The sequence below is a fragment of the Lelliottia sp. SL45 genome (genome assembly GCF_026672535.1).
GTDB lineage: Bacteria > Pseudomonadota > Gammaproteobacteria > Enterobacterales > Enterobacteriaceae > Enterobacter > Enterobacter nimipressuralis.
Genome location: NZ_JAPPRH010000003.1, coordinates 1,983,741 through 2,007,320 on the forward strand (window position 1 = coordinate 1,983,741; position 23,580 = coordinate 2,007,320).

Sequence of the window (23,580 nt, forward strand, 5' to 3'; positions counted from 1 at the left end):
TCCGGGGATTAATTGCTGGTTTGAGAGCAGATGATTTGTTGTAAAGCGGCGTCAGCTTCCCTTTGAGCCTGCTTTTTCGCGGCCAGATTGGCTGTTTCAGCTGCGGTAATAGCCGCTGAAGCAGCCAGTGTTTTCTCAGCACGCTCTTCCTGCCGATCCGCCTGCTGTTTCACATTGAGAGCCTGTCGTTGTGTTTTGTGCTCAGCCTTTGTCTGGTCGCTGGTACATGCAGACAAAAGGAGGCACAGCACCAGACCCGCTGGCGCGATAATTTTCGTATTCATAGGTTTATTCTTCCAGATAGGTGAAGTCAGATTCACGTCAAACTTTATTAGAAATGCCTGTTTTGATTCAGAATATTATTCCGCTCGATGATAAATTCATTCGCTCTGAAGTTACCCATACGTGACCTCAGAGCTTAATCAATTTTTCTCAGGAGAGTTTATGACCGAAAAAGAACAGGCGCTCATCGCTCAGATTGAACTTCAGAACCAGATGGTCGCTGAATTGAGAGCGCAAAATAATGCTCAGGCGATGTTGTTAACTGCCATTTATCAGGTATTCCCGGACGATTACAAAAACGCCATTAATGATGTGCTGGTTACAGCATTTTCATCACCGGCACCGACTGCGACCTTATCGATTCGAGCAGATATCCAAGAACATCTTTTTCTGATGTGTACTGGTTTAAAAGAGAAACTTTTGAACTCTTAAGCCACTCAACTAAACCAGCCTCTTCATCGGGGGTTGGTTTAGTAACTTCTCGGTTATAATTCTTTCGCATAATAACCTCTCTTTAAAGCCATCTTATTCATGCGCCCCGCAGGACGCATGGTAAGCACGCTTACTGGACTACATCGCCTTTCGGCAACTCGGTGCTGCCGTAGATCGGCTGACCGGGTGCTTCTTCCGCTTCAACCATGACCAGATCACTTTCATCAAACCACTGCGTCACTGCACGGCCATCGCCTGCTTTGTAGTGAACGTAATACCCGTTCTCTGAACCGTTGGCGTACTCTGCGCGCGCCTTAACAGCACCAAACTCACCGCTGACGTGGATTTCCACCAGCTGGTTCAGACCAAATTTAAAAGACATATAAACTCCATATAAAAGAAAACCCCGGCGAGTGCCGAGGCATGAGGGTTTGAGCCGTTACCTGTCAGCAGTCGGCCCGATTTCGTTAATCGTCTGGATAAACCGTTCAGTTTCCAGCTCTACGCCAATGACCTTACGCCCCAGCCGCAGGGCCGCCTTTACCGTCGACCCCGATCCCATGAAGAAATCAGCCACCACATCACCAGGCTTGCTGCTGGCGCCGATGATCTGTTCCAGCATATCGGCGGGTTTCTCACATGGATGTTTGCCTGGATAGAACGGTACCGGCTTATGCGTCCAGACGTCGGTGTACGGCACATCGACCGACACGGCGAAATAGCGACGCAGCGCTTTAAACTCCTGCATCAGCTCGCCATACGTCCGGTTCAGAACGTGGTATTTCTCCACCAGCTGGTGGTGCGGCTCGGCAAGCAGCTGCGCGGCGTGCTTCTCTCTGGCAATACGGTCAAACAGCACCTGCAGCTTTAGATAGTCGCTCTCACTGGGCAACTGCCACTGGCTGCCGCTGAACCAGTGCGAAACCATGTTCTTCTTACCCGTAGCGTCAGCTATCTGCTTTGACGTAACGCCCAGGGCTTCACGCGCATTACGGAAATAGTCGATAAGCGGTGTCATGATGTGCTGCTTGAGGTCGCTGCACTTCTCCGAGTAGCCGTCAGTTTTGCCCCGGTATGGCCCCTGATAGTGACTGGCGAACAGGATCCGCTCGGTTGCCGGGAAGTAAGTGCGCAAATCAGCTTTACAGCAGCCATTCCAGCGGCCAGATGGCTTTGCCCAGACGATATGGTTGAGAACGTCGAAGCGCCTGCGCATCATGATCTCGATATCAGATGCCAGCCGGTGGCCACAGAACAGGTACAGGCTGCCAGCAGGCTTCAGTACCCGCCAAAACTCCGCAAGGAAGCAGTCCAGCCAGTTTAGATAATCAGCATCACCGCCCCACTGGTTATCCCAGCCGTGCGGCTTGACTTTGAAATATGGCGGATCGGTACAAATGAGGTCGATGCTGTTATCAGGCAGCGTTTTGATGAATTGCAAGGAATCAGCGTTGACCAGCACAGGACTGGATAAATTTACAGTATTTTTCATAGATCAGTAAGCGGGTCTCTGGTAGGCTCACTGTGCTTTAGCGCTAAAGCGGTGGGCCTTGGTTCGCTTGTGACCTTCTAGCATGAGCGAATGGCTGGGCGGGTGCGTCAACACTCACCAGCCGCCCATTTCACAGCAAATTATCTCCAGCCATCAGGCGTGGAGGCGTATGTAACATCCAAAACGAAAATCAGATAACCCCGCCATCACCAGCTGCGTCAGTATCAACTGGCAGCGCTCTCGCGTCAGGTGTGTGTTCTGCGCAACCTCACCAACCGTCGCAGGTTCGGTGCTCAGTTCATCGAATACCGCCTTTGCCACTTCCGTCATTTCCTGCTGCTTCAACATGGTCAATTTCCAATCAGTTACCGTTGGCATACAGATAACTCTGGTTCGGGGCCGCCGCAAGGTGAAACCGGATATTGGCGGCTGACTGCGCGACAAGTGCGCTGATGGTGAACTCAAGGCAATAAAAAACCCCGCCGAAGCGAGGTCTAAAATTTTTATGTTAACGGTAGACATACAACGCCCATCGTTAAGAAAAAACTAACACATTTTCGGGAAAAGTAAACCGCTATCTGGTGACGGCCTGCAATATCACGTTCGCCTCGCTCTCTTCGATGCTCAACATAACAGCGAGGCTGTCATAGAATTTTTTAACGCTCTTCTTCCAGGTATCAAGCGTAATAGCGCTGGTGACTGCACAAATGGCACGGAATGCCTCAGTAGATGGCACACGCTCGTAGCCTCGCCCGCCGCAACGCTGGCAATCATCGAGAACTGGCACACCCTGAGCATCTGATTTCTCTTTGTTGATTGCCTTACCGCGCCCTCTACAGTCGTTGCAGGCAGCAGATACAATCCCCTTTCCCTTACAGGGTTTGCAGAGTACATGGACTACCTCCTTCACTTGCCGCTTTACTTCGAAGTCACTTGGCGACTGACGGAGATCTTTAGCCCACTGCGGCAATCGCATTGTGTAGTGCGATTTCATGGAGAAAACATCGGCCTCGATAAATCCCCTCCCATGGCAACAATCGCAGGTTTTAACACTGGCAGCACTCCGGGAATAATCTTCAAAAGCGAAGGTGGCGAGGATCCGCATAATCTCCGGCTTCACAGCATCATCCAGTTTACGCAACGCAGCCACGCTATCGCAGCGGGTGAGCGCATATTCAGCCAGAAGGCATATCGCCTTTTCACGGTCGCTGACGCTGATCCCGACCTTCCCCAGAAAAGCAGAAAAACCAAGTTCGGCCCGGCTTTGTACCATCCCCTGAGCCGCCATAACATCGGTAATTGTCAGTGCGTCGCTGCCTGTCGCTGGTGTGCTGTCGTCCAGTTTTGGCGATTTTGGTGAGTAAAACTTCGGTAAGGATTCTAAATTCATTGCTCAACACTCCATACAATTACGCTTTAACTATTACGCCAACTGCCAGCGCCCGATCCAGAAAACGAAATAGCAGCGCCAGCTGCGTACCGTGTTTCCTCTCGAACGCCGCAACATCGGCATGCAATTCGTCGTGACACTCTCTGCACAGAGGGAACACGAACAGGTCATGGGCTTTGGTGGCAGTGCCGCCCATCCCGTGACCGATAACATGATGCGGGTCGTCTGCCGGACGGCGGCAACATTCGCACGGCTGGCTTTTGACCCAGCGTGTGTATGTGGTGTTTTCCCATCGCCGGCGCTTGGGCCGCAGCATGAATGATTCCGGTGATTCTGGATCCGCACGCAACGCCAGCACCTCGGGTTTTTGCTCGGTAGCTGGCTGGTACTGCCTTGCGGGCTGCACTCTCTTCTGCAGAATGCTGGTGGCCGGAACCGTCGGCACAATATCGGCCTCTTTGAACACCTTGGGGATCGGCTCAACGGGCAGCATCAGCGCCTGTGTCGCCATATCTTCCGGGATGGCCTCCGCCACACCGACGTAAACCGCCCACCAGCACAGCTCCGCGAGCGATAATTCCCGATCCCGATTGAACCGTAGGGCCGCCAGCACAGTGTCGATTATCCAGCTGATGACGTTCTGCCGCGCCAGCATCGCCAGCCGCTCGGTGAATTGCTCGCGCAGCTGGTTTTCGCAGTGCCAGCACAGCATCAGCGCACCGGGGGCGTGGCGCATAGTGACCAGTTCATGGTGGTGGTAGTCAGAGTGCGGATACTGGCATTCACGCACGTTGCGCTCCAGCCAATATTCCAGCCCCGGCAATCCACCAGCAGCACGGATCACACGTTCATCGGTGAAGAAGCTGTGCAGCGTGCTGTCTTCCGCTAGCGGCTGACGGGCATCAGGCACGCGCCCGGTTTCCTGCAGGGCCATGCTCTGAGGTGCTTGCTCAACCAGCACTCGTCCGTTAGCAAACAGGTGCATCAGTTCTTTGCCTGGCTTAAGCAGTACCACGCCGAGGCGCGGTACAATTTCAGGGGTCAGCAGCGCCCTCATGCCACCTCCTGCTGCTGCGGCTTACATAGTTCAGGCAGATTCACCTGCACCAGCGCCCGGGCAAAAGGTGGGGGAACGGCATTACCGCAGCGAGCAATCTGTTTGTCTTTGGCATAGCGGTTACCGCGATAATCGCGATCGATAACATAGCCATCAGGGAAGCCCTGCGCCTTGTACAGCTCATGCGGCTGCAGCATGCGCATACCAATATCAACGATCTGATATTCAGCGCCATCAACCACAACCAGACCAAATCGATCGTTGGTGGTCACCGTACCCAGCGGTTCATCCAGAGACACACCACCCTTTTCATTGCCGTAATATTTCGTCAGAAATGCGCGCACCTCACCAACATGCATCCCGCCCGCCGTAATGGTGCGCATAGGCTGATCAACCTGATGACCGTCTTTGCAGGTACCGCGCAGATGAACAAGGTGAGAAGTGACAACAGCGTGATGATCCGTGGTTGTCACTGTGTGCGCCGGTGCATCCATGGCGGCCCCCGGCCCGGTGTAGTTCCCGCCAAAATGTTTGGCAAGGAAGGTAGTCACCAGTTGAGATTTTCCGCCACCGCCAGCGGTGACAGTCCCGTTTGGTTCATCAGCACCATGCCCTGTACTGTTGCCAAACTGACGGGCTATCATTGGCGCTACCAGGCATGCCCTGGATTCTTTCAACACAGTGTGGGCTGGTTTGTTGATTGCCCGTGGTTTTGCCTGGTATTCGCTTCCTCCGTTACCAGCGATAAAGGGTGTCACAACCGCATAACCGTGGGTTTTGGTGATGGTCTGCAGCGGGCTATCAAGCCCTTGCCCGCGAAAACAGTCGTAGGTCGTGCGATTGCTGGTGTGATTGCACTTCACAATAAACGGTGTCGGGTTGTTCAGCACGAAGCGCTCAATACCGCGAGCGATGCGCTTGAGCGTGTTTTCCGCCAGCGGTTTAGAGCGTTCGAAGATGCTCTGGCACGGAATTGACCAGTCGATACACTCCGCCGCAGTCCGCCACGGCGCCAGCTTGCCGCCCTGAACCTCCAGCGATTTCGGGTCGCCGTGCGTCGGCTCCGGCCAGTTGATTGCCTGCCCGTCACAGCGCATGACCATAAAGAAACGCTTGCGGATCGTCGGCGCACCAAAATCACAGGCCCGCAGCTCGCGATACTCAATGCTGTACCCCAGCCCGTTAACAAGCCGCTGCGCCTGCTCGCTGCCATCTGGAATGGACAGAAACTCGCATACCTCCGCCAGAGCAGGATGATCCGCCGGGATGCCAGTGGACAGCATACCGACGAAGGCCGCGAAGGTTTCGCCCGTGCGGGATGGATCCGGGCGCATTTCGTCAGCCAGCAGCGGCCCCCACGTTTTGAACTCCTCCACGTTCTCCAGCATCATGACCCGTGGGCGTTTCGCCAGCGCCCAGCGCACCACAACCCATGCAAGACCGCGTATCTCTTTCTTTACTGGCTTCGCTCCCTTTGCCTTTGAGAAATGGCGGCAATCAGGGCTAAACCACGCGAGACCGACCGGATTACCGCCGGTGGCCGCCAGTGGGTCCACGTCAAACACGGACTCGCAATAATGGAGTGTGTCCGGATGATTGGTCTTATGCATGGCGATCGCGTTCTCGTCGTGGTTGATGGCAATATCCACGCTGCGCCCGATCGCCAGCTCAATCCCGGTAGAGGCACCACCGCCACCAGCGAAGTTATCGACAATAATCTCACGCACAGGCCACCCCCTGCATGCTGCTGACCAGTCCACCAGCCACGGTAATGATTTCACTGGTCGGCATACGTTCGAGCCATAGCTGATTGATGTTGGCTTTCAGCTTGTTCTGCTGCGAAGCGTCCAGACCTTCGATACCTTCCACCTGATTGAACACCAGCCCAACCTCCAGCGGCCAGATTCGGGATTCAGTTTCCGGCAGCACTGCTGGTGGCTTAACCACAACAGGAGCAGGTACGACAGCTGGCTGTAATTTGACTGCCGCAAACTGCGCCAGCGACATAAACGCCTGCCCCTTAGCCTCCAGATCCACGCGACTGATATAGCTGAAGCGCTCTCCGCGCCAGGACTTATCGAACACCGCAATAGCACCAGCAAAAAAGGCGCTGGTGGGCTTCTGCTTCTCGTCTGCTGGTACAAACCAGTCAGGGAGATCAAACCCGATGCGACCGCGAATAAAGACGATATGATCAGCCCCTTCCGGCCACCATGTTTCGCTCGGTGTAGCTTTGATCAGGAAGACGTAGCGCCCGCCCTTCTCACGCATTGCTGCGGCGTGATTCATGATGTGCCTCATGCCCGTTATCGCCTGCTTTTCGTGATACTGCGAGCGGCTATAAGGTGGATTGCCAAACGCGGAGCCGCCCAGCTCAGCCAGACGTTCTGACCAGTCCTGCGCCAGCGCGTTATCTTCGGCGGTGTACCATGCCGGGCATTTCGCATTGTGATCATCAGCAAACAGATCCAACACCAGTGGGCCAAACAGCGCATTGATACCCCAGAACAGCAGATCCGGAGTGCGCCACTGATCGCCAACCTCTTTCAACTCATGCGCTGACTGGCCTCGCAGTTCCGCCAGCGCCTGGCAATATTTGTTGGTAGTCATCAGTATTGATCCCCGATAAAACGCCCTGAAAGCTCAAGACATCCGTTATTAACACCGCGCGAAAAACCAGAAAGGCACTCCACACGTCTGCGCATGTAGGTTTCGCGGTCAGCAGATTGTTTCGACTGGTCATAACATGCCAGCCACACTGTCGCAGCGCGGCGCCACATTCCCTTCTTCTGCAATTCCAGCGCACGTTCTTCCAGCGCCTTCAGTCGGGAATCACCGGCTTCAGCTGCTGACGATGGCACGATATACAGGAAGCAGCTCGACCCCTTGAATCGGTCAATCTGCCCGAAAATATACAGTCGCTGAACCGCGCCCAGCACCGTACTTTTGTTCAGATGCGGAAGCCCTCTGGCAGCCTCGATCGGCGCTGTGCCTTCGCGGTTTTTGATAAACTCAAATACCTGTTCCATCGTTGTTATCCTCTGAACCCCGGCGGTATCGTGTTGTCGACCTGGCTAATTGCGTTGACATCCCTTTCGCGGTTCTTATTCCACTCTTCACGCGGTAGCCGCCCCTTCTTCTCCCAACGGATGCCAGTTTGCAGGTAGCCCTCGAACTTCTTCGGCCCGAACAGGGTTTCAGGGCGCATGTACTGGTACTGCTCGTCGTTGCCGTTCCAGTGCTCATGTTTCAGGTCGATAACCAGTTTCAGGTCGCAAACGCTGTAACCCTCCCGCAGCCTGGCGCGGATGTTCTCCAGCGAGGTTTTTGATTTCTGGTAACGCGATCCGCTGATCAGATTCAGATGCTGTAAAACCTCGATCGCATTATCGGTAATCACCACTTCAGGGTCGGGTTGCGACGCAACCGGACAAGGGGTTTTTGGTTTAGATGATGGATCTGTAGTTGAATTTACTGACGGATCCCCGCCAGATTCTGGAGGGTGAAAACCGTCTGCACACCCTGATTTTGACGCGTCGAATTTTGACGGGTCAGTTTTTGATGCATCAGATTTTGACCCGTCAGAATCTGACAGGTGAGAAAACGCGGCAGCCTGAAGTTTTTCCACATTCAGCCGGTACACGTTGGACGCGTTGCGGTTGCCCTGTCGGCGAGATTTACGGGATAGCCAGCCTTCGGCTTCCAGCTTCGCGATTGCGGTGCGCACAGTGCTGATACCCGCCCCTAGCTGACGCGCTATTGTTTCGATAGAAGGCCAGCAGACCCCCTCGTCGTTGCTGAAGTCAGCCAGGCGCGCCATGATGGCCACACTTGACAACTTCATTCCAGACGATGCACAGCCATCCCAGACATATGCGGATAATTTAACGCTCACTTATCGATCCTCTTAAATCTTGACCTGAACAGGATCAGGGGTGCCGCGCATTCCCACTCGTATCCCGGGCGACGGAAAATCACCTTCTGGCTGACTTCTTCGTACCTGATGACGTGTACAACAATACCGTGGTGGTCTCTGTACAGCCGATCGAGGGTTTTAAATTGCGCGTCCACGTCAGCCTCCCATTAATTCTGAGGCGTAGCGTTCGGCAATCCATTGAACGCCGCGCGGGGTTACGCGGGTTTGGGTGTAGGCATGGCCGAAGTCTGATGTTCCGGTTTTAACGGTGAACAGGCCTTCGCGCTGGCGCAGGGCGTGTGGCAGCAAATTACCAGACTGGCGGAACAGCACCTTGTCGCGCAGCAATACGTCAATCATCGCCTTTTCAGGCATGTTGAGGATCTTAGCCGTCTCGCGGAGGCTTTTGGCGCCACCCGCTTCAACGTAGTGATTGACGAATGCTACCTTCGGAGCATCCTGCTGAACCTTGTGCTCAAGCTGGGCGTTCTGCTCTGCCATATCGGCGGCCAGTCGAAGCGCTTCGGGCAAGGTCTGGGGGACGCCTGACTTGCTCTCCAGCTCCTGCCAACGATCCACAACGGCAGCGGTAAACTCAGGAGACAGACGTGCGACAAGTACCAATGAGTCACGTTTATTGAAGCGGTATTCCTGATACACGTTGCCGTTATGCTCAAAATCGAACTGCGCCAACGGCGCGGTTAAAATTCCAGCAGAATTCAGGCGCTCAGCAGAGCGCTTAACATCACCATGTTTGCTGTGAACCAGAGCAGCAATTTCACGACTACTCATCGTCACGGTATTACCAACGAAAGGGATAACCGCTGCCGAAGTGGTTTGATTATTTGTCTGCTGCATTCTGCTGCCCTCCACGCGAAATAAAATCACCCACAGCCCACTCGGTGAAACTGTGGTTCACCTCAGCCCAGCCACCGGGTACTCTTACGAAATAGCAATACGCCACATCGCCCTTACCACCACGAACCGGTAGTGCGCGAAGTTGCGTTCGCTGATAATTTGCGGTTAAATTGCTCATGCGGATTTCTCCATACACAATGATTTATCTGCCACGGCGCCCGGAGCTGCACACTCGCGGGCGTCACTCTTTTCTGGCGAGCAAAACACGCGGTACAGCAGCGTGATGTGCTCCTGCCACTTCGCCATAACCTGATAGCTGTTCTCGTTTATCTCCTGCTTCTCTCGATCGTCGATCACACCATCAGCGATAAAGCCCCGGATCATTTGCGAGTGTCGGCCTATCCACTCCATCGTCTCCAGCAGGCGATCGTTAATGTCGGCATTATCGACACCGTCCAATTCCACCAGCGGTACAAAGACGCCGCCAGAATGACGCGCTACAGCATCAGCGACGTGGTGAGCTCCACCAGCTTGCTGAAGCACCATTGCCCACCCGAGTGGGAAAATCTGATCACCGCCAGTGCGCAGACGGTTGAACAGCGCATCCTCCGTCACACCCAACCAACCAGCAGCCTCGGCATAACCACCGGGCAGATCAGTAATCGTCTTCTTGATTGCGGCCACCAGCCAGGCTGGCTGACGTTCTACTTTCCAATGATGTTCATTCATTGCTACCTACCTCTGTTGGTGCCAAACCTTCCTTCAGTGATACTCTTCGTTTTCCACAACTCAGAACCGAAAGAGGTTTGACATGACTCAACAAAATGAAAATTTAATGACTGTTGGCGAGCTTCTCGATCAACTACAGCACTACCCACGAGATACCCTACTTTCTTTCAGCGGATTGGATTTCTATCGACTAAAATGGCGTGCCGAAAATCTGGTACAAGTTGAATTCAATCAAGCGGTTTATCGAGATTCTGATGGCCTTGTGATAGTTGAAAATCTCTCTCAGCCGGAGTAAGTAATCGCGGCGGCTCCAATCCCTGAATGATCGCAGCGGCAAACACAGCAGCCTTATCTTTGTTCACGGGCGCATATGAATCCTCGATGCGCCCGTTAATCTCTCTTGCGAAGCTAAAGCGGTCATTTTTAACTTCTATGATCCATCGTTCTTGGGAAACCTTATTACCCACGGTTAATTCCTCTTTTCTGTGGTGCAGCCTTAGCGCCATCCTGTGTAGGATTTACATAACGCTGCGGGTACAAAATCTGGAGTTCGTCGATCTGGCCCGAATAAAACTTCACTAGTCGTTCAGCTACATCGAGAGAAGCGATTTGCTGCCCCCGCTCAATCCGGCTTAAGTTGGCAGGATCAATGTCCACTAAGTTAGCGACATATGAGAGAGTTAGACCTTGCGATTTTCGCAAACTCCTTAACGGTGATTGCATAATGCCCCCTTTAATTGCGCAATACGCATATTAATGTGTACTTACAACTTGCGCAAGTTGCTTTGCATATCACGCAAAAACAACCTGTAATGGGAAGCATGAACATAGGAAACCGTATTCGTGAATTGCGCCTCGCGAGAGGCATGAAAATTTCTGACCTTGCTGATGCTGTTGGTATTGACGGTGCTAACGTTTCTCGCGTGGAAACCGGAAAGCAAAAGTCATTTACTGAACAATCGCTTAGCAAATACGCAACTGCGCTCGGCGTTGATGTTGCTGAACTCTTTACACCTTCCATAAATGAAACTACTGTATGCAAATCCAGTATAATTAATCCAGTTTATGGAGAGGGTGGCCCGGTGTTTAGAGTCGAAATGCTTGATGTCAGTGCAAGCGCTGGCATGGGTTTTGTACAAGGTAGTGATGTCATCGATGTAATCAGATCCATCGAATATAACAACGAACGAGCTGCAGCTCTGTTTGGTGGCAGGACACCAGATGCCGTTAAAGTGATTAACGTTCGCGGCGATAGTATGGCTGATACGATCGAGCCTGGTGACCTGATCTTTGTTGATGTTTCAATCAACGAATTTGATGGTGATGGTATTTATGTGTTTGGTTTTGACGAGAAAATTTATGTCAAACGGTTACAAATGATCCCCGACAAAATTCTGGTGATATCTGATAATCCCAAATACAGAGAGTGGTCGGTTGACCAATCGAACGAAGAACGTTTTTATGTGTTTGGGAAAGTTATGCTTAGCCAATCACAAGCAATGAAAAGACACGGATAACCCACCCTCAGCAAAGAGCCGCCGCTACATGGCGGCTTTTTTACGCCTTTAATATTGCGAATTACGCATTTTATTACTTGCGTAATTCGCAATATTCTTTTATCTTCATTCCATCAACAGCGAACAGGGCTTAACAGGAGAGAGATATGGGTGAGCAAAAAATCAGTGCTGAAGTGGTGAAAAGACAGGCGCACTAATAGCTTAGACACAACATGAAAGAACTCTGAATTGACGAAAATACCACGTCCCGATGTCCGGTTCTGGGCCAGAGTTCTTCCAGTTGTGGTAATCCGCGAAACGGCGCGGCGGTAAGTATGGCCAGGTGCCTCTCCTTCATCTGGTATAGGACACCGGGTTGCCAGGTTGACCATACGCCTGAGTGGCAGCCCCACCACAACCTCGTTCCATTGCTGTGTGTAGTTTGGCGGTACCAGTTTTCTCTCCATTATTTCTGGTACCGCCCTTTTTACACAACAGACAAGAGCATCACCGGGCGACGGGCTCATAACCCAATCCACCCGGGCGCAAAGGTAAAGGGCAGAACGGCGCGCAGGTGCTCTTCTCTGTTGTGTATGGAGAAACTTACGGCGGCGGCAGCCGCTTAATCAAGAGGTAACGCTATGAGCAATGATCGCATGACCGTAGTGCCAGATTTTCTGGGCGAACTGGATGCCGGTGTGTTCATGAACAAAATCGCCGCCGCGCTTAATACCACCGCGCTGGGCGTTCTGAATAACGGCAACAAAGGCAAAGTCACCCTAACTTTTGACCTCGATCGCATGAGCAACTCGACCGAAGAGAAGCGCGTGATGATCAAGCACAAATTGCAGTATTCCTGCCCTACTCCGCGCGGGAAAGCGTCTGAATAAGACACCACCGAAACACCAATGTACGTCAACCGTGGCGGCAAGCTCACCATCCTTCAGGAAGATCAGGGCAACCTGTTCACTCTTGGCGGGGATCCGGACGCAAAGCTTCGAGCGGCGCAGTAAGCCGCGATTAATTAACACGCAGTTAAATATTCATTCAGTTTATTAATAAGGAATTTTTATGTCTCAGCAATTAGACAGTAGCGCCATTCAGCAAGTTAAAGACCTCGTTCTTTCAGGCTATCACCTTGCTGATGTTCAGGGGCTTTCCTGCCCTACTGTTACGCTGCCAGATGGCACCTCAATTGAAAGCCTCGAACGTTTCTCCATTGAGCGTTACCGCTTCCGTGGCGCAATGGATACCACCAGTATCGATGACTTCGTGCGCTACGCCATTAGTTATGCAACCACCGAACTGAATGCGCGCTGCTTTATTGACGCCGAAAACATGCGGGCGCGCTCGATCTTCAACATCGGCACCCTGGACAATCCGGGCCATGCCGATAACGTCTCAACTATCCAACTGAAGAAAACAGCACCAGTCCGTGCGCTGCTGGCTATCAACGGCGACCGCCTGAACCAAAAGCAGATTGCCGAATGGCTGGAAGACTGGAGCGACTTCCTGACGGCGTTCGATGCCAGCGGCAATACCATGACCATCGCGCAGGCAGCTCAGGCTGTACGCCGCGTCAATATCAAACAGGTGTCGGAATCCGCGCACGAAGCCGAAGATTTCAGCGGCAAAAAGTCCCTTATGGAAAGCGTGGAGGCCAGCAGCAAAGACGTTATGCCGGTTGCCTTCGAGTTCAAATGCGTGCCGTATGAAGGGCTGACTGAGCGCCGTTTTAGCTTGCGCAACAGCTTGCTGAAAAGTGGTGAACCGATGTTCGTGCTTCGCGTTGTGCAGCTGGAAGCACAGGAAGAGGCCATCGCCAACGAGTTCCGCGATCTGCTGATCGAGAAATTCGACGGTAAGTCGGTAGAAACCTTTATCGGTAACTTCAAAGCGTAATTGCTCTGCCTTAATTGCCCTGCACATCGGGGCAATTAGTGAAGCGTAATTCCGTTATTTATCGCCATCTGGCGAGGGATTCGCACACCCGAAAACAGCCGCAGGTGCAGCTGCGAATATATGGAGAATATATGCCCTTTTTAAAAACCTACTCAGGCCAGCACATTGATTATCGCAATGTAACTGCCAGTCAGATTGTCACCGATGATATTGCGGTGGCCCTGTCCAATATCTGCCGCTTTGCCGGGCATGTGCCGGAGTTCTACAGCGTCGCCCAGCACGCAGTATTGTGTAGCCAGATTGTGCCAGCAGAGTTTTCCCTTGAAGCCCTGATGCACGATGCCGCCGAGGCATATTGCCAGGATATTCCTGCACCGCTGAAACGCCTGCTGCCGGACTACCAGCGTATCGAAGAAGCAGTGGACATTGTGATTCGCCAGAAGTACGGCCTGCCTGAAACCATGAGCACGCCGGTTAAATATGCGGATCTGATCATGCTGGCGACCGAACGTCGCGACCTCGATCTGGATGATGGTTCGATCTGGCCTGTTCTCGAAGGCATACCGCCATCAGAAGAAATTGCCATCATCCCTCTCAAACCCGGCCAGGCTTACGGCCTGTTTTTGAACCGCTTCGCAGAACTGACAGGAGAGCGCCTGTGAACGCCTCTATTCCCGATCTGGTGGCGGCAGGCCACCAGCTTTCAAAAAGACTCGGCGAGCCAGACGCAACAATGGTTAAGCAGCTGGCTACTCAGCTCGATGTTCAGGCCGCGCTGGTTAAAGAACACACCATCCCGCCGATGGATGATCACCTGCTGGCTATACTCGGCAGGCCAAATTTTCTGTGTGCAGGTCTGGCTGAATGCTTACGTGTAGACGGTTACGACATTCCCAGAAAGTCGGAGTGTGAGCAAGCTACGGTCATTCACTGGATGCTCAAGCTGTACCTGAAGCACGGCGCAAACTGGAGCAATGAGGCTAGCAACGAACTGGCGCGCATCAAAGCCGCTGCAGCTGATCAGCAGTCTACAAATAAGGAATAACTGACATGGCAAAAGAACTTACTTTTTATGGCGCCAGCGATGATCTGTTGGAGTGCGAAGGTGCCATTCGCGAAGAGATTGGCTGCTTCAACAGCCCCGGCATCTATCACCTCAAATCTACCGAGGGTGAAATGCAGGTGGTCGGTTATTACCTTGACTCCGGGGTGTGGAGTCTCGGCATCAGCCAAGTTGCAGAAGATATGCCACTGCCTGAATGGCCCGTCACTTACGCCGTGCATGAGCGTGGTTACAGTGCGCAGCTCACCATCACGGTGCCGGACGACACAATTCTGGTCTTGCCAGAGGAAGAAGATTAATGGCTACCAAAAAACCACCTTATAGCGCGAAAGCTAAAATCTGGCTGCCGACAATGACCGGCGAAGTCGAAGGGAAGCTGCTTGGTTGCGTCATTGAAATGTTCAGGTATTTGCCAGCGCCTGACAGGATGATGGCACTTAACAAGATGCAGGCTGCACATACTGAGCTGACCGCTCGTGAAGAGGAGCGTGCCAAAAATGACCAATAACAACCTAACAGACGATCGCCTGGCTGAAATGATTGCCCATGTAGATGGTTTGGTTGACTGCAACGTTTCATACAGTGAGCTTTCTGTCGTGCTGGCAGAGCTTCAGCAATACCGGAAAGCGGCAGGCGAACCTAAATACTGGCTTTCGGTTCATCGATATCAGTCATATCTAAAATTCACCAAAGCGGATGCGGAACGGGACGTTGCAGAGAATGGAGGTGTCTACGTCGTCCCTCTCTATACAGCCCCACAGCTTGATTATGTATTACCCTCCGAGTTGCTGGCATCAATGGAGGAAGTCATTCGCATATCAGACCGCGACCATGCGGCGTGGGATCGCGTAAAAGCGGGGATTTCCGCTTATCACACGGCCATGCTCCCAGCTATACCGAAGCAGGAGGAGCAATGAAAACCATTGTCATCACACTGGAAATTGACGTTCCCGATCACGCTACCGACAAAGATATTCATGATTGGGTGGATGTTGAGTACGGTCAGTGTAACGGGATGAAGTTGGACAACCCATGCCGTGGCGATGCCACTGAAATTATCAACCATTCTTGGAAATTTGAGAGCTAATAATGAACCATTTAATGATCGACCTCGAAACCATGGGCAATAAGCCTGCTGCGCCAATTGTCGCGATCGGTGCTGTGTTCTTCGATCCACAAAACGGTGAGTTGGGCGCTGAATTCTACACTGCCGTGAGCCTACCCAGCGCCATGGAGCAGGGTGCTGTTCCCGACGGCGATACCATCCTGTGGTGGCTGAAGCAGTCAGCAGAAGCACGAGCGGCAGTATGTACTGACGATGCACGCCATATAGCAGAAGCACTATCTGAATTGAGTGCGTTTATCAGCCGTAACTCTGACAACCCGCGCTATCTGAACGTCTGGGGTAACGGCGCGAACTTCGATAACGTCATTCTGCGGTCGGCATATGAGCGCGCCGGACACGTCTGCCCTTGGAAATTCTGGAATGACAGCGACGTGCGCACCATGGTGCTTCTTGGTCGCCAGATGGGCTTCGATCCGAAGCGTGATATGCCGTTCGATGGTGTGGCTCACAATGCGCTGGCTGATGCTCGCCACCAGGTGAAGTACGTTTCAGCCATCTGGCAGCGCCTGCTGCCGGCCAGTACCGAAGAATAAACCTGTAGGCCCGGGTGCAGCCGGGCCGTATGGAGGAAACACTATGCTTCAGATGCTGACTTTAGAAGAATGGGCCGCAGAGAAGTACCGGAGCAATCCCCCAAGCATGGACACATTGCGCCGATATGCAAAGCAAAGCATGTTCACACCACCAGCGCGTAAAGAAGGCAAGTTCTGGCGGGTACGAGAAGATGCGGAAATAACCGGAAATATAACTCAACCAGTGATTAATAAATCAGATTCGCCACTGCTTCAGAGGATATTATCCGATGGCTGCCAGACCTCGTAAGAATAACGTTAAGGTGCCAAACCTTTACCCATTATATAGCCGAAAAGTGAACAAAGTTTACTGGCGATATAAACACCCGATAACCGGGAAATTTCATAGCCTCGGAACAAATGAGGAAGAGGCTATATCCATTGCAATCGAAGCTAATTCCCGTTTAGCCGAACAGAGAACCAGACAAATATTAGCACTCAGCGACCGGATCGCCACCAGTAAAGGAAAAGCGATCACCACCATAACGTGGCTTGATCGTTACTGGAAAATACAAGAGGAACGTCTTGAAGCTGGCGATATAAAGCTGAACACCTATAAACAAAAATCCAAACCAGTATCACTACTTAAGGAGCGTGTAGGTATGAAGCTGATATCGGCAGTTGACGTTCGCGACGTTGCGCAGATCCTCGATGACTATATTGCCGCCGGGCAGCCGAGAATGGCGCAGGTGATCCGCTCTGTGCTGATCGACATTTTTAAGGAAGCCCAGCATTTTGGGGAGGTTCCTCCGGGTTATAACCCTGCCCTTGCGACGAAGCAGCCGCGACGCCGGATCGCCAGACAACGCCTCTCGCTGGAAGAATGGCAGAAAATATTCGACATTGCCGACGCTAATCATAGTTATATGGGGAATGCCATGCTGCTGGCGCTGGTCACTGGCCAGAGGCTTGGCGATATCTCGAATATGAAATTCACCGATGTCTGGGACGATCACCTCCATATCGTCCAGGAGAAAACCGGGAGCAAAATTGCAATTCCCCTTTCCCTGCGCCTGAATGCGATCGGCTGGAACCTACGGGATGTAATTGCCAGATGCCGGGATTATGCAGTCAGCCCATATATGGTTCACTTCTTCCGGGCAACATCACAGGCAGAACGCGGCGCACGCGTGAGGTCCAATACTATAACGATGAATTTCAGCAAGGCGCGGGATAAAGCGAACATTGAATGGGGGGATGGTACACCGGCAACGTTTCATGAACAGCGGTCACTGGCAGAACGCCTTTATGAAGCCCAGGGGATCGATACGCAGAAACTGCTCGGTCATAAATCACCGAACCAGACGGCTCGATACCACGACGATCGGGGCAAGGGATGGACCACTATTGCGGTCTGAATTGCGGGGGGTTTTGATAAATTATTTTGATAAAATTTTGATAACCGTTAGCAGGCTATCCAAAAACAACGGGAGCGTTAAGCTCCCGTTAATAGATTTAACAATTATCGCTATTACATGTTCGCGATTATCGCGTCACCAAACTCTGAACATTTCAGTAGCTTAGCGCCTTCCATTAGACGTTCGAAATCGTAAGTGACGGTTTTCGCATTGATAGCGCCTTCCATCCCTTTAACAATTAAGTCAGCCGCTTCGAACCATTCCATATGACGCAGCATCATTTCTGCGGAAAGGATGATGGAACCTGGGTTCACTTTATCCTGGCCTGCATACTTAGGTGCTGTACCGTGGGTTGCTTCGAACAGTGCGCACTCGTCACCGATGTTTGCGCCTGGGGCGATACCGATACCGCCAACCTGGGCTGCCAGGGCGTCGGAGATGTAGTCACCGTTCAGGTTCATACAGGCGATCACGTCGTATTCAGCTGGACGCAGCAGGATCTGCTGCAGGAACGCATCGGCGATCACGTCTTTGACCACGATCTCTTTGCCGGTATTTGGGTTCTTGATTTTCACCCATGGGCCGCCGTCGATCAGCTCACCGCCAAACTCTTCACGCGCTAACTGGTAACCCCAGTCTTTGAAAGCGCCTTCGGTGAACTTCATGATGTTGCCTTTGTGAACCAGGGTCACGGAATCACGATCGTTGGTGATAGCGTATTCGATGGCTGCACGAACCAGGCGTTTAGTGCCTTCTTCGGAGCACGGCTTGATGCCGATGCCGCAATGTTCAGGGAAACGAATCTTCGTCACGCCCATCTCATCACGCAGGAATTTGATCACTTTTTCAGCTTCGGCGCTGTCGGCTTTCCACTCGATGCCCGCATAGATGTCTTCGGAGTTTTCACGGAAGATAACCATGTTGGTCAGTTCAGGGTGTTTCACCGGGCTTGGCGTGCCTGCGTAGTAGCGCACCGGGCGCAAACATACGTACAGGTCAAGTTGCTGGCGCAGTGCCACGTTCAGGGAACGAATACCGCCACCGACCGGGGTAGTCAGCGGGCCTTTGATGGCAACGCGGTAATCACGAATCAGGTCCAGCGTTTCTTCTGGCAGCCAGACATCCTGGCCATACAGTTGGGTAGATTTTTCGCCGGTATAGATTTCCATCCAGGAAATTTTCCGCTCGCCCTTATAGGCTTTCTGTACGGCGGCATCCACCACTTTAATCATGGCTGGCGTCACATCCACACCGATACCATCACCTTCAATGAAAGGAATGATTGGATTGTGAGGGATGTTCAGTTTGCCATCTTGTAGGGTGATCTTCTTACCTTCCGCCGGAACGACTACTTTGCTTTCCATTAACCTCTCCTTCGAGCGCTTCTGGTTTTTTGTTAATGAGTTGTAATATGCGACCTCATACTACTCGAATATCTGGCTCGCGCCAATCACTCATGAATTTCCGTTATAATGCGTGAATACATTCATTCTGAAAACACTATGAACAAAACTTCTTTTAGAAATCACCAAGTTGAACGATTCAGCACCCGACGCAACGCCAAAAAAAAGCCTGACACTGGACCGAAGCGGCTGGTTATCTTCAATAAACCCTACGATGTGCTGCCGCAGTTCACAGACGAGGCGGGACGCAGCACGCTAAAAGATTACATCCCGTTACAAGGAATTTACGCCGCAGGCCGTCTGGACCGCGACAGCGAAGGGCTGCTGGTGCTCACCAATGACGGTCAGCTCCAGGCGCAGCTGACTCAGCCAGGCAAACGTACCGGCAAAATTTACTACGTGCAGGTGGAAGGCGAGCCGACGCAGGACGCGGTCGAGGCTCTGCGCAATGGCGTTACGCTCAATGACGGTCCCACCCTGCCCGCAGGCGTCGAACGGGTCGAGGAACCGCAGTGGCTGTGGCCGCGCAATCCGCCCGTTCGCGAGCGCAAAACTATCCCCACCAGCTGGTTGAAAATCACCTTATACGAAGGACGGAATCGACAGGTGCGACGCATGACAGCGCATGTCGGTTTCCCAACCTTGCGTCTGATACGCTATGCGATGGGTTCCCTGACGCTGGACACGCTGGCGTCCGGTGAGTGGCGAGAGATTCCGATCGATTCAATCTAAGGAGAACAGATGTTTAAACCACACGTTACCGTCGCCTGCGTAGTTCACGCCGAAGGAAAATTTCTGGTCGTAGAAGAGACCATCAACGGGAAAGCGCTGTGGAACCAGCCTGCAGGCCATCTCGAAGCCGACGAAACGCTGGTGCAGGCCGCCCGCCGTGAGCTGTGGGAAGAGACCGGCATTCATGCCGAGCCGCAGCACTTTGTTCGTCTGCATCAGTGGATCGCCCCCGATCGCACGCCCTTCCTGCGCTTTTTGTTCGTCGTCGAACTTAACGAAATGTGCGCCACTGAACCGCACGATGACGACATCGATCGTTGCCTGTGGGTCACTGCTGATGAAATCCTGAATGCCCCAAACCTGCGCTCACCGCTGGTTGCCGAAAGTATTCGTTGTTACCAGTCCGGCAGCCGCTTGCCGCTTGAGGTGATCGCGGAATTTAACTGGCCGTTTACAGAGGGTGCCAACACCGGGGGCGCGTGATAGAATACGCCGCCTTTAAGTTCAATGTCGTGAGTATTCCATGTCAGATAACAGCCAGAAAAAAGTAATCGTCGGCATGTCCGGCGGTGTCGATTCCTCCGTTTCCGCCTACCTGTTGCAACAGCAGGGTTATAAGGTGGAAGGCCTGTTCATGAAGAACTGGGAGGAAGATGATGGCGAGGAATATTGCACGGCTGCGGCGGATCTTGCGGATGCGCAGGCCGTGTGCGACAAACTCGGCATTGAGCTGCATACCGTAAACTTTGCTGCAGAGTACTGGGACAACGTGTTCGAACTCTTCCTCGAAGAGTACAAAGCGGGCCGCACTCCGAACCCGGATATCCTCTGCAACAAAGAGATCAAATTCAAGGCGTTCCTCGAATTCGCCGCCGAAGATCTGGGCGCGGACTTTATCGCGACCGGCCACTACGTGCGTCGTGCCGATGTGGATGGCAAAAGCCAGCTGCTGCGCGGTCTCGACGGTAACAAAGATCAGAGCTATTTCCTCTACACCCTGGGCCACGAGCAGATTGCGCAAAGCCTGTTCCCGGTCGGTGAACTGGAAAAACCGGAAGTGCGTAAAATCGCTGAAGATCTGGATCTGATTACCGCGAAGAAAAAAGACTCTACCGGCATCTGCTTTATCGGCGAACGTAAATTCCGCGAATTCCTCGGCCGCTATCTGCCTGCGCAGCCGGGCAAAATTATCACCGTTGACGGCGATGACGTCGGCGAGCATCAGGGGCTGATGTATCACACCCTCGGCCAGCGTAAAGGGCTGGGCATCGGCGGCACCAAAGACGGCAGCGAAGAGCCGTGGTACGTGGTCGATAAAGACGTTGAAAACAATATTCTGGTTGTGGCTCAGGGGCACGAACATCCGCGTCTGATGTCCGTCGGCCTTATTGCCCAGCAACTGCACTGGGTCGATCGCGAACCGTTCACCGGCACCCTGCGCTGCACGGTGAAAACCCGCTATCGTCAGACTGATATCCCCTGCACCGTAACGGCTATTGATGACGAACGCATCGAAGTGCGTTTCGACGAGCCTGTCTCTGCCGTTACCCCTGGCCAGTCCGCCGTCTTCTACAGCGGCGAAATCTGCCTCGGCGGCGGGATCATTGAACAGCGTCTCCCGCTGGCCGCTGTTTAAACCGATTGCACACCAAAAGGAGCCTGTGTGGCGAAGAATTATTATGACATCACCCTGGCACTGGCAGGAATTTGCCAGTCAGCCCGTCTGGTGCAACAGCTGGCGCATCAGGGTCATTGCGATGCTGACGCGCTGCACGTTTCGCTCAACAGCGTTATTGACCTTAACCCCGGCTCTACGCTCGGTGTGTTCGGTGGCAGTGAAACGAATCTTCGCCTCGGTCTCGAAACCCTGCTCGGCGTGCTCAATGCCAGCAACCGCCAGGGGCTGAATGCAGAACTGACCCGCTACACGTTGAGCCTGATGGTGCTGGAGCGTAAGCTCAACAGCGCGAAAGGGGCGATGGATACGCTCGGCAACCGCATCGCCGGGCTGCAGCGTCAGCTCGACCATTTTGATTTGCAGTCTGAAACCCTCCTGAGTGCGATGGCCGCGATTTATGTCGATGTCATCAGCCCGCTTGGGCCACGCATCCAGGTCACCGGCTCCCCTGCCGTGCTGCAAAGCCCACAGGTACAGGCGAAAGTTCGCGCCTCGCTGCTGGCCGGGATTCGTGCCGCCGTACTGTGGCAACAGGTTGGCGGTGGCCGACTGCAGTTAATGTTCTCTCGTAATCGCCTGACGACTCAGGCAAAACAAATTCTTGCTCATTGTTAACCTCCCGGAGTTGCGAATTATGGAATTATCCTCACTGACCGCCGTTTCCCCTGTCGATGGACGTTACGGCGATAAAGTCAGCGCGCTGCGCGGGATCTTCAGCGAATATGGTCTGCTGAAGTTCCGTGTACAGGTTGAAGTGCGCTGGCTGCAAAAGTTAGCTACCCAGGCAGCAATCAAGGAAGTTCCTGCTTTTGACGCCCAGGCAAACGATTACCTTGATAAAATCGTCGCGGAGTTCAGCGAAGAAGACGCGGCGCGTATTAAAACCATCGAGCGCACCACCAACCACGACGTAAAAGCGGTTGAATACTTCCTGAAAGAGAAAGTAGAAAGCGTTCCGGCGCTGCACGCGGTGTCTGAGTTCATCCACTTCGCCTGCACCTCAGAAGATATCAACAACCTGTCTCACGCGCTGATGCTCTCTACCGCGCGCCAGGACGTGGTGCTGCCTTACTGGCGCAAAATCATCGACGCGGTGAAAGACCTGGCCGTGCAATACCGTGATATTCCACTGCTCTCCCGTACCCACGGTCAGCCCGCCACACCGTCGACGATGGGCAAAGAGATGGCAAACGTGGCCTACCGCATGGAGCGCCAGTATCGTCAGCTGGAGCAGGTTGAGATCCTCGGTAAAATCAACGGCGCGGTTGGCAACTACAACGCCCACATCGCCGCGTACCCGGAAGTGGACTGGCACCAGTTCAGCGAAGAGTTCGTGACCTCTCTGGGCATTCAGTGGAACCCGTACACCACCCAGATCGAGCCGCACGACTACATCGCCGAGCTGTTTGACTGCATCGCGCGCTTCAACACCATCCTGATCGACTTCGATCGCGATGTGTGGGGCTACGTGGCGCTGAACCACTTCAAACAGAAAACCATCGCGGGCGAAATCGGCTCTTCCACCATGCCGCATAAAGTGAACCCGATTGACTTCGAAAACTCCGAAGGCAACCTGGGTCTGGCGAACGCCCTGCTGCAACACATGGCGAGCAAACTGCCGGTCTCCCGCTGGCAGCGTGACCTGACGGACTCCACCGTGCTGCGTAACCTCGGTGTCGGCATCGGTTATGCGCTGATCGCTTACCAGTCCACCCTGAAAGGTGTGAGCAAACTGGAAGTGAACCGTGACCGTCTGCTGGACGAACTGGATCACAACTGGGAAGTGCTGGCAGAGCCGATTCAGACCGTGATGCGTCGTTACGGCATTGAAAAACCTTACGAAAAACTGAAAGAGCTGACCCGCGGCAAGCGCGTGGACGCCGAAGGCATGAAGCAGTTTATCGACGGTCTGGATGTGCCAGAAGAAGAGAAAACGCGTCTGAAAGCAATGACGCCGGCGAACTACATCGGTCGCGCCATTGCTATGGTTGATGAGCTGAAGTAATTCCCCTCACCCTCTTTCCGCCCGGAAAGAGGGTTCCTTCCTCTGCGGTTTACTCAATGTTTATCCCCAAAACAACATAATCAGCGTTA

At 53.2% G+C, this 23,580-nt stretch carries 34 protein-coding genes and 1 pseudogene; 19 read left to right on the forward strand and 16 right to left on the reverse strand.

Translation table 11 applies throughout. The features are described from left to right. Positions 1-8: 8 nt before the first annotated feature. Positions 9-284, reverse strand: coding sequence for a hypothetical protein (locus OVA10_RS15700; RefSeq protein ID WP_268196304.1), 276 nt, complete (start codon positions 282-284; stop codon positions 9-11). 160 nt (positions 285-444) lie between these two features. On the opposite strand from OVA10_RS15700, the gene OVA10_RS15705 reads away from it, so the two are divergent. Beyond that, positions 445-714, forward strand: a complete 270-nt coding sequence (locus OVA10_RS15705; RefSeq protein WP_268196305.1) for a hypothetical protein — start codon at positions 445-447, stop codon at positions 712-714. Between the two features lie 130 nt (positions 715-844). Here the strand turns inward: OVA10_RS15705 and OVA10_RS15710 are convergent, their stop codons facing one another. The 13 genes from OVA10_RS15710 to OVA10_RS15770 all read right to left on the reverse strand — a co-directional run bounded on the left by OVA10_RS15710 (position 845) and on the right by OVA10_RS15770 (position 10,156). Further along, the gene (locus tag OVA10_RS15710; RefSeq protein WP_268196306.1) at positions 845-1,096 is read right to left on the reverse strand and encodes a hypothetical protein; all 252 of its coding nucleotides are present in this window, start codon (positions 1,094-1,096) and stop codon (positions 845-847) included. Positions 1,097-1,153: 57 nt separating this feature from the next. After that, entirely contained in the window at positions 1,154-2,206 is a 1,053-nt protein-coding gene (locus OVA10_RS15715) for a DNA-methyltransferase (protein ID WP_268196307.1), read from the reverse strand. Between the two features lie 153 nt (positions 2,207-2,359). Next, positions 2,360-2,584: a TrmB family transcriptional regulator gene (locus OVA10_RS15720; protein WP_326493405.1), complete on the reverse strand. Its 225-nt coding sequence runs from the start codon at positions 2,582-2,584 to the stop codon at positions 2,360-2,362. 196 nt (positions 2,585-2,780) lie between these two features. Further along, positions 2,781-3,596: an antitermination protein gene (locus OVA10_RS15725; RefSeq protein WP_268196309.1), complete on the reverse strand. Its 816-nt coding sequence runs from the start codon at positions 3,594-3,596 to the stop codon at positions 2,781-2,783. Between the two features lie 19 nt (positions 3,597-3,615). Further along, positions 3,616-4,653: a DUF968 domain-containing protein gene (locus tag OVA10_RS15730; RefSeq protein WP_268196310.1), complete on the reverse strand. Its 1,038-nt coding sequence runs from the start codon at positions 4,651-4,653 to the stop codon at positions 3,616-3,618. After that, positions 4,650-6,380, reverse strand: a complete 1,731-nt coding sequence (locus tag OVA10_RS15735; RefSeq protein WP_268196311.1) for a DNA cytosine methyltransferase — start codon at positions 6,378-6,380, stop codon at positions 4,650-4,652. The genes OVA10_RS15730 and OVA10_RS15735 overlap by 4 nt, the downstream gene beginning before the upstream one ends. Beyond that, positions 6,373-7,263, reverse strand: coding sequence for a phage N-6-adenine-methyltransferase (locus tag OVA10_RS15740; RefSeq protein WP_268196312.1), 891 nt, complete (start codon positions 7,261-7,263; stop codon positions 6,373-6,375). The genes OVA10_RS15735 and OVA10_RS15740 overlap by 8 nt, the downstream gene beginning before the upstream one ends. Next, entirely contained in the window at positions 7,263-7,682 is a 420-nt protein-coding gene (locus tag OVA10_RS15745; protein WP_268196313.1) for a PerC family transcriptional regulator, read from the reverse strand. Before OVA10_RS15745 ends, OVA10_RS15740 begins: the two co-directional genes overlap by 1 nt. A gap of 5 nt (positions 7,683-7,687) precedes the next feature. Further along, on the reverse strand, positions 7,688-8,548 hold the full coding sequence (locus OVA10_RS15750) for a conserved phage C-terminal domain-containing protein (RefSeq protein WP_268196314.1): 861 nt from the start codon (positions 8,546-8,548) through the stop codon (positions 7,688-7,690). Continuing rightward, positions 8,545-8,724, reverse strand: coding sequence for a DUF4222 domain-containing protein (locus OVA10_RS15755; protein ID WP_268196316.1), 180 nt, complete (start codon positions 8,722-8,724; stop codon positions 8,545-8,547). Before OVA10_RS15755 ends, OVA10_RS15750 begins: the two co-directional genes overlap by 4 nt. A gap of 1 nt (position 8,725) precedes the next feature. Further along, entirely contained in the window at positions 8,726-9,427 is a 702-nt protein-coding gene (locus tag OVA10_RS15760; RefSeq protein WP_268196317.1) for a phage antirepressor KilAC domain-containing protein, read from the reverse strand. After that, entirely contained in the window at positions 9,411-9,605 is a 195-nt protein-coding gene (locus OVA10_RS15765; protein WP_326493398.1) for a hypothetical protein, read from the reverse strand. The genes OVA10_RS15760 and OVA10_RS15765 overlap by 17 nt, the downstream gene beginning before the upstream one ends. Further along, positions 9,602-10,156, reverse strand: coding sequence for a YmfL family putative regulatory protein (locus OVA10_RS15770; protein WP_268196318.1), 555 nt, complete (start codon positions 10,154-10,156; stop codon positions 9,602-9,604). The genes OVA10_RS15765 and OVA10_RS15770 overlap by 4 nt, the downstream gene beginning before the upstream one ends. 82 nt (positions 10,157-10,238) lie before the next feature. Between OVA10_RS15770 and OVA10_RS15775 the strand changes: the two genes are divergently transcribed. Beyond that, positions 10,239-10,451 carry a hypothetical protein gene (locus OVA10_RS15775; RefSeq protein ID WP_268196319.1) on the forward strand — a complete coding sequence of 71 codons (213 nt, stop codon included), beginning with the start codon at positions 10,239-10,241 and terminating at the stop codon, positions 10,449-10,451. Positions 10,452-10,615: 164 nt separating this feature from the next. Here OVA10_RS15775 and OVA10_RS15780 read toward each other — a convergent pair whose 3' ends face one another. Next, positions 10,616-10,879 carry a helix-turn-helix domain-containing protein gene (locus OVA10_RS15780; RefSeq protein ID WP_268196320.1) on the reverse strand — a complete coding sequence of 88 codons (264 nt, stop codon included), beginning with the start codon at positions 10,877-10,879 and terminating at the stop codon, positions 10,616-10,618. Between the two features lie 98 nt (positions 10,880-10,977). Here OVA10_RS15780 and OVA10_RS15785 point away from each other — a divergent pair, with 98 nt between their 5' ends. The 12 genes and pseudogenes from OVA10_RS15785 to OVA10_RS15840 all read left to right on the forward strand — a co-directional run bounded on the left by OVA10_RS15785 (position 10,978) and on the right by OVA10_RS15840 (position 17,673). After that, positions 10,978-11,673: an XRE family transcriptional regulator gene (locus OVA10_RS15785; protein ID WP_268196903.1), complete on the forward strand. Its 696-nt coding sequence runs from the start codon at positions 10,978-10,980 to the stop codon at positions 11,671-11,673. 620 nt (positions 11,674-12,293) lie between these two features. Continuing rightward, positions 12,294-12,665: pseudogene (locus tag OVA10_RS15790) on the forward strand (hypothetical protein). A gap of 58 nt (positions 12,666-12,723) precedes the next feature. Beyond that, positions 12,724-13,554: a YfdQ family protein gene (locus tag OVA10_RS15795; protein ID WP_268196321.1), complete on the forward strand. Its 831-nt coding sequence runs from the start codon at positions 12,724-12,726 to the stop codon at positions 13,552-13,554. Between the two features lie 131 nt (positions 13,555-13,685). Beyond that, complete coding sequence (locus OVA10_RS15800; RefSeq protein WP_268196322.1) at positions 13,686-14,216, forward strand: HD family hydrolase; 531 nt, start codon at positions 13,686-13,688, stop codon at positions 14,214-14,216. Then, a complete protein-coding gene (locus OVA10_RS15805; protein WP_268196323.1) occupies positions 14,213-14,599 on the forward strand; it encodes a hypothetical protein in 387 nt (128 codons plus the stop codon). The genes OVA10_RS15800 and OVA10_RS15805 overlap by 4 nt, the downstream gene beginning before the upstream one ends. A 5-nt stretch (positions 14,600-14,604) precedes the next feature. After that, a complete protein-coding gene (locus tag OVA10_RS15810; RefSeq protein WP_268196324.1) occupies positions 14,605-14,916 on the forward strand; it encodes a hypothetical protein in 312 nt (103 codons plus the stop codon). Beyond that, on the forward strand, positions 14,916-15,125 hold the full coding sequence (locus OVA10_RS15815; RefSeq protein ID WP_268196325.1) for a hypothetical protein: 210 nt from the start codon (positions 14,916-14,918) through the stop codon (positions 15,123-15,125). The genes OVA10_RS15810 and OVA10_RS15815 overlap by 1 nt, the downstream gene beginning before the upstream one ends. Then, complete coding sequence (locus tag OVA10_RS15820; RefSeq protein WP_268196326.1) at positions 15,115-15,534, forward strand: hypothetical protein; 420 nt, start codon at positions 15,115-15,117, stop codon at positions 15,532-15,534. The genes OVA10_RS15815 and OVA10_RS15820 overlap by 11 nt, the downstream gene beginning before the upstream one ends. Continuing rightward, a complete protein-coding gene (locus tag OVA10_RS15825) occupies positions 15,531-15,704 on the forward strand; it encodes a hypothetical protein (protein ID WP_268196327.1) in 174 nt (57 codons plus the stop codon). The genes OVA10_RS15820 and OVA10_RS15825 overlap by 4 nt, the downstream gene beginning before the upstream one ends. A 2-nt stretch (positions 15,705-15,706) precedes the next feature. After that, positions 15,707-16,276 carry a 3'-5' exonuclease gene (locus OVA10_RS15830; protein WP_268196328.1) on the forward strand — a complete coding sequence of 190 codons (570 nt, stop codon included), beginning with the start codon at positions 15,707-15,709 and terminating at the stop codon, positions 16,274-16,276. A gap of 43 nt (positions 16,277-16,319) precedes the next feature. Beyond that, positions 16,320-16,565 (forward strand): excisionase, encoded by a 246-nt coding sequence (locus OVA10_RS15835; RefSeq protein WP_268196329.1) that lies wholly within the window; start codon positions 16,320-16,322, stop codon positions 16,563-16,565. After that, positions 16,546-17,673: a site-specific integrase gene (locus OVA10_RS15840; protein WP_268196330.1), complete on the forward strand. Its 1,128-nt coding sequence runs from the start codon at positions 16,546-16,548 to the stop codon at positions 17,671-17,673. Before OVA10_RS15835 ends, OVA10_RS15840 begins: the two co-directional genes overlap by 20 nt. Positions 17,674-17,786: 113 nt before the next feature. Here the strand turns inward: OVA10_RS15840 and icd are convergent, their stop codons facing one another. Beyond that, a complete protein-coding gene (gene icd, locus OVA10_RS15845) occupies positions 17,787-19,037 on the reverse strand; it encodes an NADP-dependent isocitrate dehydrogenase (RefSeq protein ID WP_102103468.1) in 1,251 nt (416 codons plus the stop codon). A gap of 108 nt (positions 19,038-19,145) precedes the next feature. Between icd and rluE the strand changes: the two genes are divergently transcribed. The 5 genes from rluE to purB are packed head-to-tail and all read left to right on the forward strand — an operon-like array spanning position 19,146 to position 23,491. Further along, a complete protein-coding gene (rluE, locus tag OVA10_RS15850; RefSeq protein WP_100780545.1) occupies positions 19,146-19,808 on the forward strand; it encodes a 23S rRNA pseudouridine(2457) synthase RluE in 663 nt (220 codons plus the stop codon). A 9-nt stretch (positions 19,809-19,817) separates the two neighbouring features. Next, complete coding sequence (locus OVA10_RS15855; protein ID WP_268196332.1) at positions 19,818-20,291, forward strand: NUDIX hydrolase; 474 nt, start codon at positions 19,818-19,820, stop codon at positions 20,289-20,291. 40 nt (positions 20,292-20,331) lie between these two features. Continuing rightward, the gene (gene mnmA, locus OVA10_RS15860) at positions 20,332-21,444 is read left to right on the forward strand and encodes a tRNA 2-thiouridine(34) synthase MnmA (RefSeq protein ID WP_100780547.1); all 1,113 of its coding nucleotides are present in this window, start codon (positions 20,332-20,334) and stop codon (positions 21,442-21,444) included. Between the two features lie 27 nt (positions 21,445-21,471). After that, a complete protein-coding gene (gene hflD, locus OVA10_RS15865; protein WP_100780548.1) occupies positions 21,472-22,101 on the forward strand; it encodes a high frequency lysogenization protein HflD in 630 nt (209 codons plus the stop codon). A 19-nt stretch (positions 22,102-22,120) separates the two neighbouring features. After that, complete coding sequence (gene purB, locus OVA10_RS15870; protein ID WP_102103465.1) at positions 22,121-23,491, forward strand: adenylosuccinate lyase; 1,371 nt, start codon at positions 22,121-22,123, stop codon at positions 23,489-23,491. Positions 23,492-23,580 lie beyond the last annotated feature (89 nt).

What these genes read in the sequence shown, in the direction of transcription:
- OVA10_RS15700 (WP_268196304.1), bottom strand. Translation starts at nt 284, where the DNA reads ATGAATACGAAAATTATCGCGCCAGCGGGTCTGGTGCTGTGCCTCCTT.
- OVA10_RS15705 (WP_268196305.1), top strand. Translation starts at nt 445, where the DNA reads ATGACCGAAAAAGAACAGGCGCTCATCGCTCAGATTGAACTTCAGAAC.
- OVA10_RS15710 (WP_268196306.1), bottom strand. Translation starts at nt 1,096, where the DNA reads ATGTCTTTTAAATTTGGTCTGAACCAGCTGGTGGAAATCCACGTCAGC.
- OVA10_RS15715 (WP_268196307.1), bottom strand. Translation starts at nt 2,206, where the DNA reads ATGAAAAATACTGTAAATTTATCCAGTCCTGTGCTGGTCAACGCTGAT.
- OVA10_RS15720 (WP_326493405.1), bottom strand. Translation starts at nt 2,584, where the DNA reads ATGCCAACGGTAACTGATTGGAAATTGACCATGTTGAAGCAGCAGGAA.
- OVA10_RS15725 (WP_268196309.1), bottom strand. Translation starts at nt 3,596, where the DNA reads ATGAATTTAGAATCCTTACCGAAGTTTTACTCACCAAAATCGCCAAAA.
- OVA10_RS15730 (WP_268196310.1), bottom strand. Translation starts at nt 4,653, where the DNA reads ATGAGGGCGCTGCTGACCCCTGAAATTGTACCGCGCCTCGGCGTGGTA.
- OVA10_RS15740 (WP_268196312.1), bottom strand. Translation starts at nt 7,263, where the DNA reads ATGACTACCAACAAATATTGCCAGGCGCTGGCGGAACTGCGAGGCCAG.
- OVA10_RS15745 (WP_268196313.1), bottom strand. Translation starts at nt 7,682, where the DNA reads ATGGAACAGGTATTTGAGTTTATCAAAAACCGCGAAGGCACAGCGCCG.
- OVA10_RS15760 (WP_268196317.1), bottom strand. Translation starts at nt 9,427, where the DNA reads ATGCAGCAGACAAATAATCAAACCACTTCGGCAGCGGTTATCCCTTTC.
- OVA10_RS15765 (WP_326493398.1), bottom strand. Translation starts at nt 9,605, where the DNA reads ATGAGCAATTTAACCGCAAATTATCAGCGAACGCAACTTCGCGCACTA.
- OVA10_RS15770 (WP_268196318.1), bottom strand. Translation starts at nt 10,156, where the DNA reads ATGAATGAACATCATTGGAAAGTAGAACGTCAGCCAGCCTGGCTGGTG.
- OVA10_RS15775 (WP_268196319.1), top strand. Translation starts at nt 10,239, where the DNA reads ATGACTCAACAAAATGAAAATTTAATGACTGTTGGCGAGCTTCTCGAT.
- OVA10_RS15780 (WP_268196320.1), bottom strand. Translation starts at nt 10,879, where the DNA reads ATGCAATCACCGTTAAGGAGTTTGCGAAAATCGCAAGGTCTAACTCTC.
- OVA10_RS15785 (WP_268196903.1), top strand. Translation starts at nt 10,978, where the DNA reads ATGAACATAGGAAACCGTATTCGTGAATTGCGCCTCGCGAGAGGCATG.
- OVA10_RS15795 (WP_268196321.1), top strand. Translation starts at nt 12,724, where the DNA reads ATGTCTCAGCAATTAGACAGTAGCGCCATTCAGCAAGTTAAAGACCTC.
- OVA10_RS15800 (WP_268196322.1), top strand. Translation starts at nt 13,686, where the DNA reads ATGCCCTTTTTAAAAACCTACTCAGGCCAGCACATTGATTATCGCAAT.
- OVA10_RS15810 (WP_268196324.1), top strand. Translation starts at nt 14,605, where the DNA reads ATGGCAAAAGAACTTACTTTTTATGGCGCCAGCGATGATCTGTTGGAG.
- OVA10_RS15815 (WP_268196325.1), top strand. Translation starts at nt 14,916, where the DNA reads ATGGCTACCAAAAAACCACCTTATAGCGCGAAAGCTAAAATCTGGCTG.
- OVA10_RS15820 (WP_268196326.1), top strand. Translation starts at nt 15,115, where the DNA reads ATGACCAATAACAACCTAACAGACGATCGCCTGGCTGAAATGATTGCC.
- OVA10_RS15825 (WP_268196327.1), top strand. Translation starts at nt 15,531, where the DNA reads ATGAAAACCATTGTCATCACACTGGAAATTGACGTTCCCGATCACGCT.
- OVA10_RS15830 (WP_268196328.1), top strand. Translation starts at nt 15,707, where the DNA reads ATGAACCATTTAATGATCGACCTCGAAACCATGGGCAATAAGCCTGCT.
- OVA10_RS15835 (WP_268196329.1), top strand. Translation starts at nt 16,320, where the DNA reads ATGCTTCAGATGCTGACTTTAGAAGAATGGGCCGCAGAGAAGTACCGG.
- OVA10_RS15840 (WP_268196330.1), top strand. Translation starts at nt 16,546, where the DNA reads ATGGCTGCCAGACCTCGTAAGAATAACGTTAAGGTGCCAAACCTTTAC.
- icd (WP_102103468.1), bottom strand. Translation starts at nt 19,037, where the DNA reads ATGGAAAGCAAAGTAGTCGTTCCGGCGGAAGGTAAGAAGATCACCCTA.
- rluE (WP_100780545.1), top strand. Translation starts at nt 19,146, where the DNA reads ATGCGTGAATACATTCATTCTGAAAACACTATGAACAAAACTTCTTTT.
- OVA10_RS15855 (WP_268196332.1), top strand. Translation starts at nt 19,818, where the DNA reads ATGTTTAAACCACACGTTACCGTCGCCTGCGTAGTTCACGCCGAAGGA.
- mnmA (WP_100780547.1), top strand. Translation starts at nt 20,332, where the DNA reads ATGTCAGATAACAGCCAGAAAAAAGTAATCGTCGGCATGTCCGGCGGT.
- purB (WP_102103465.1), top strand. Translation starts at nt 22,121, where the DNA reads ATGGAATTATCCTCACTGACCGCCGTTTCCCCTGTCGATGGACGTTAC.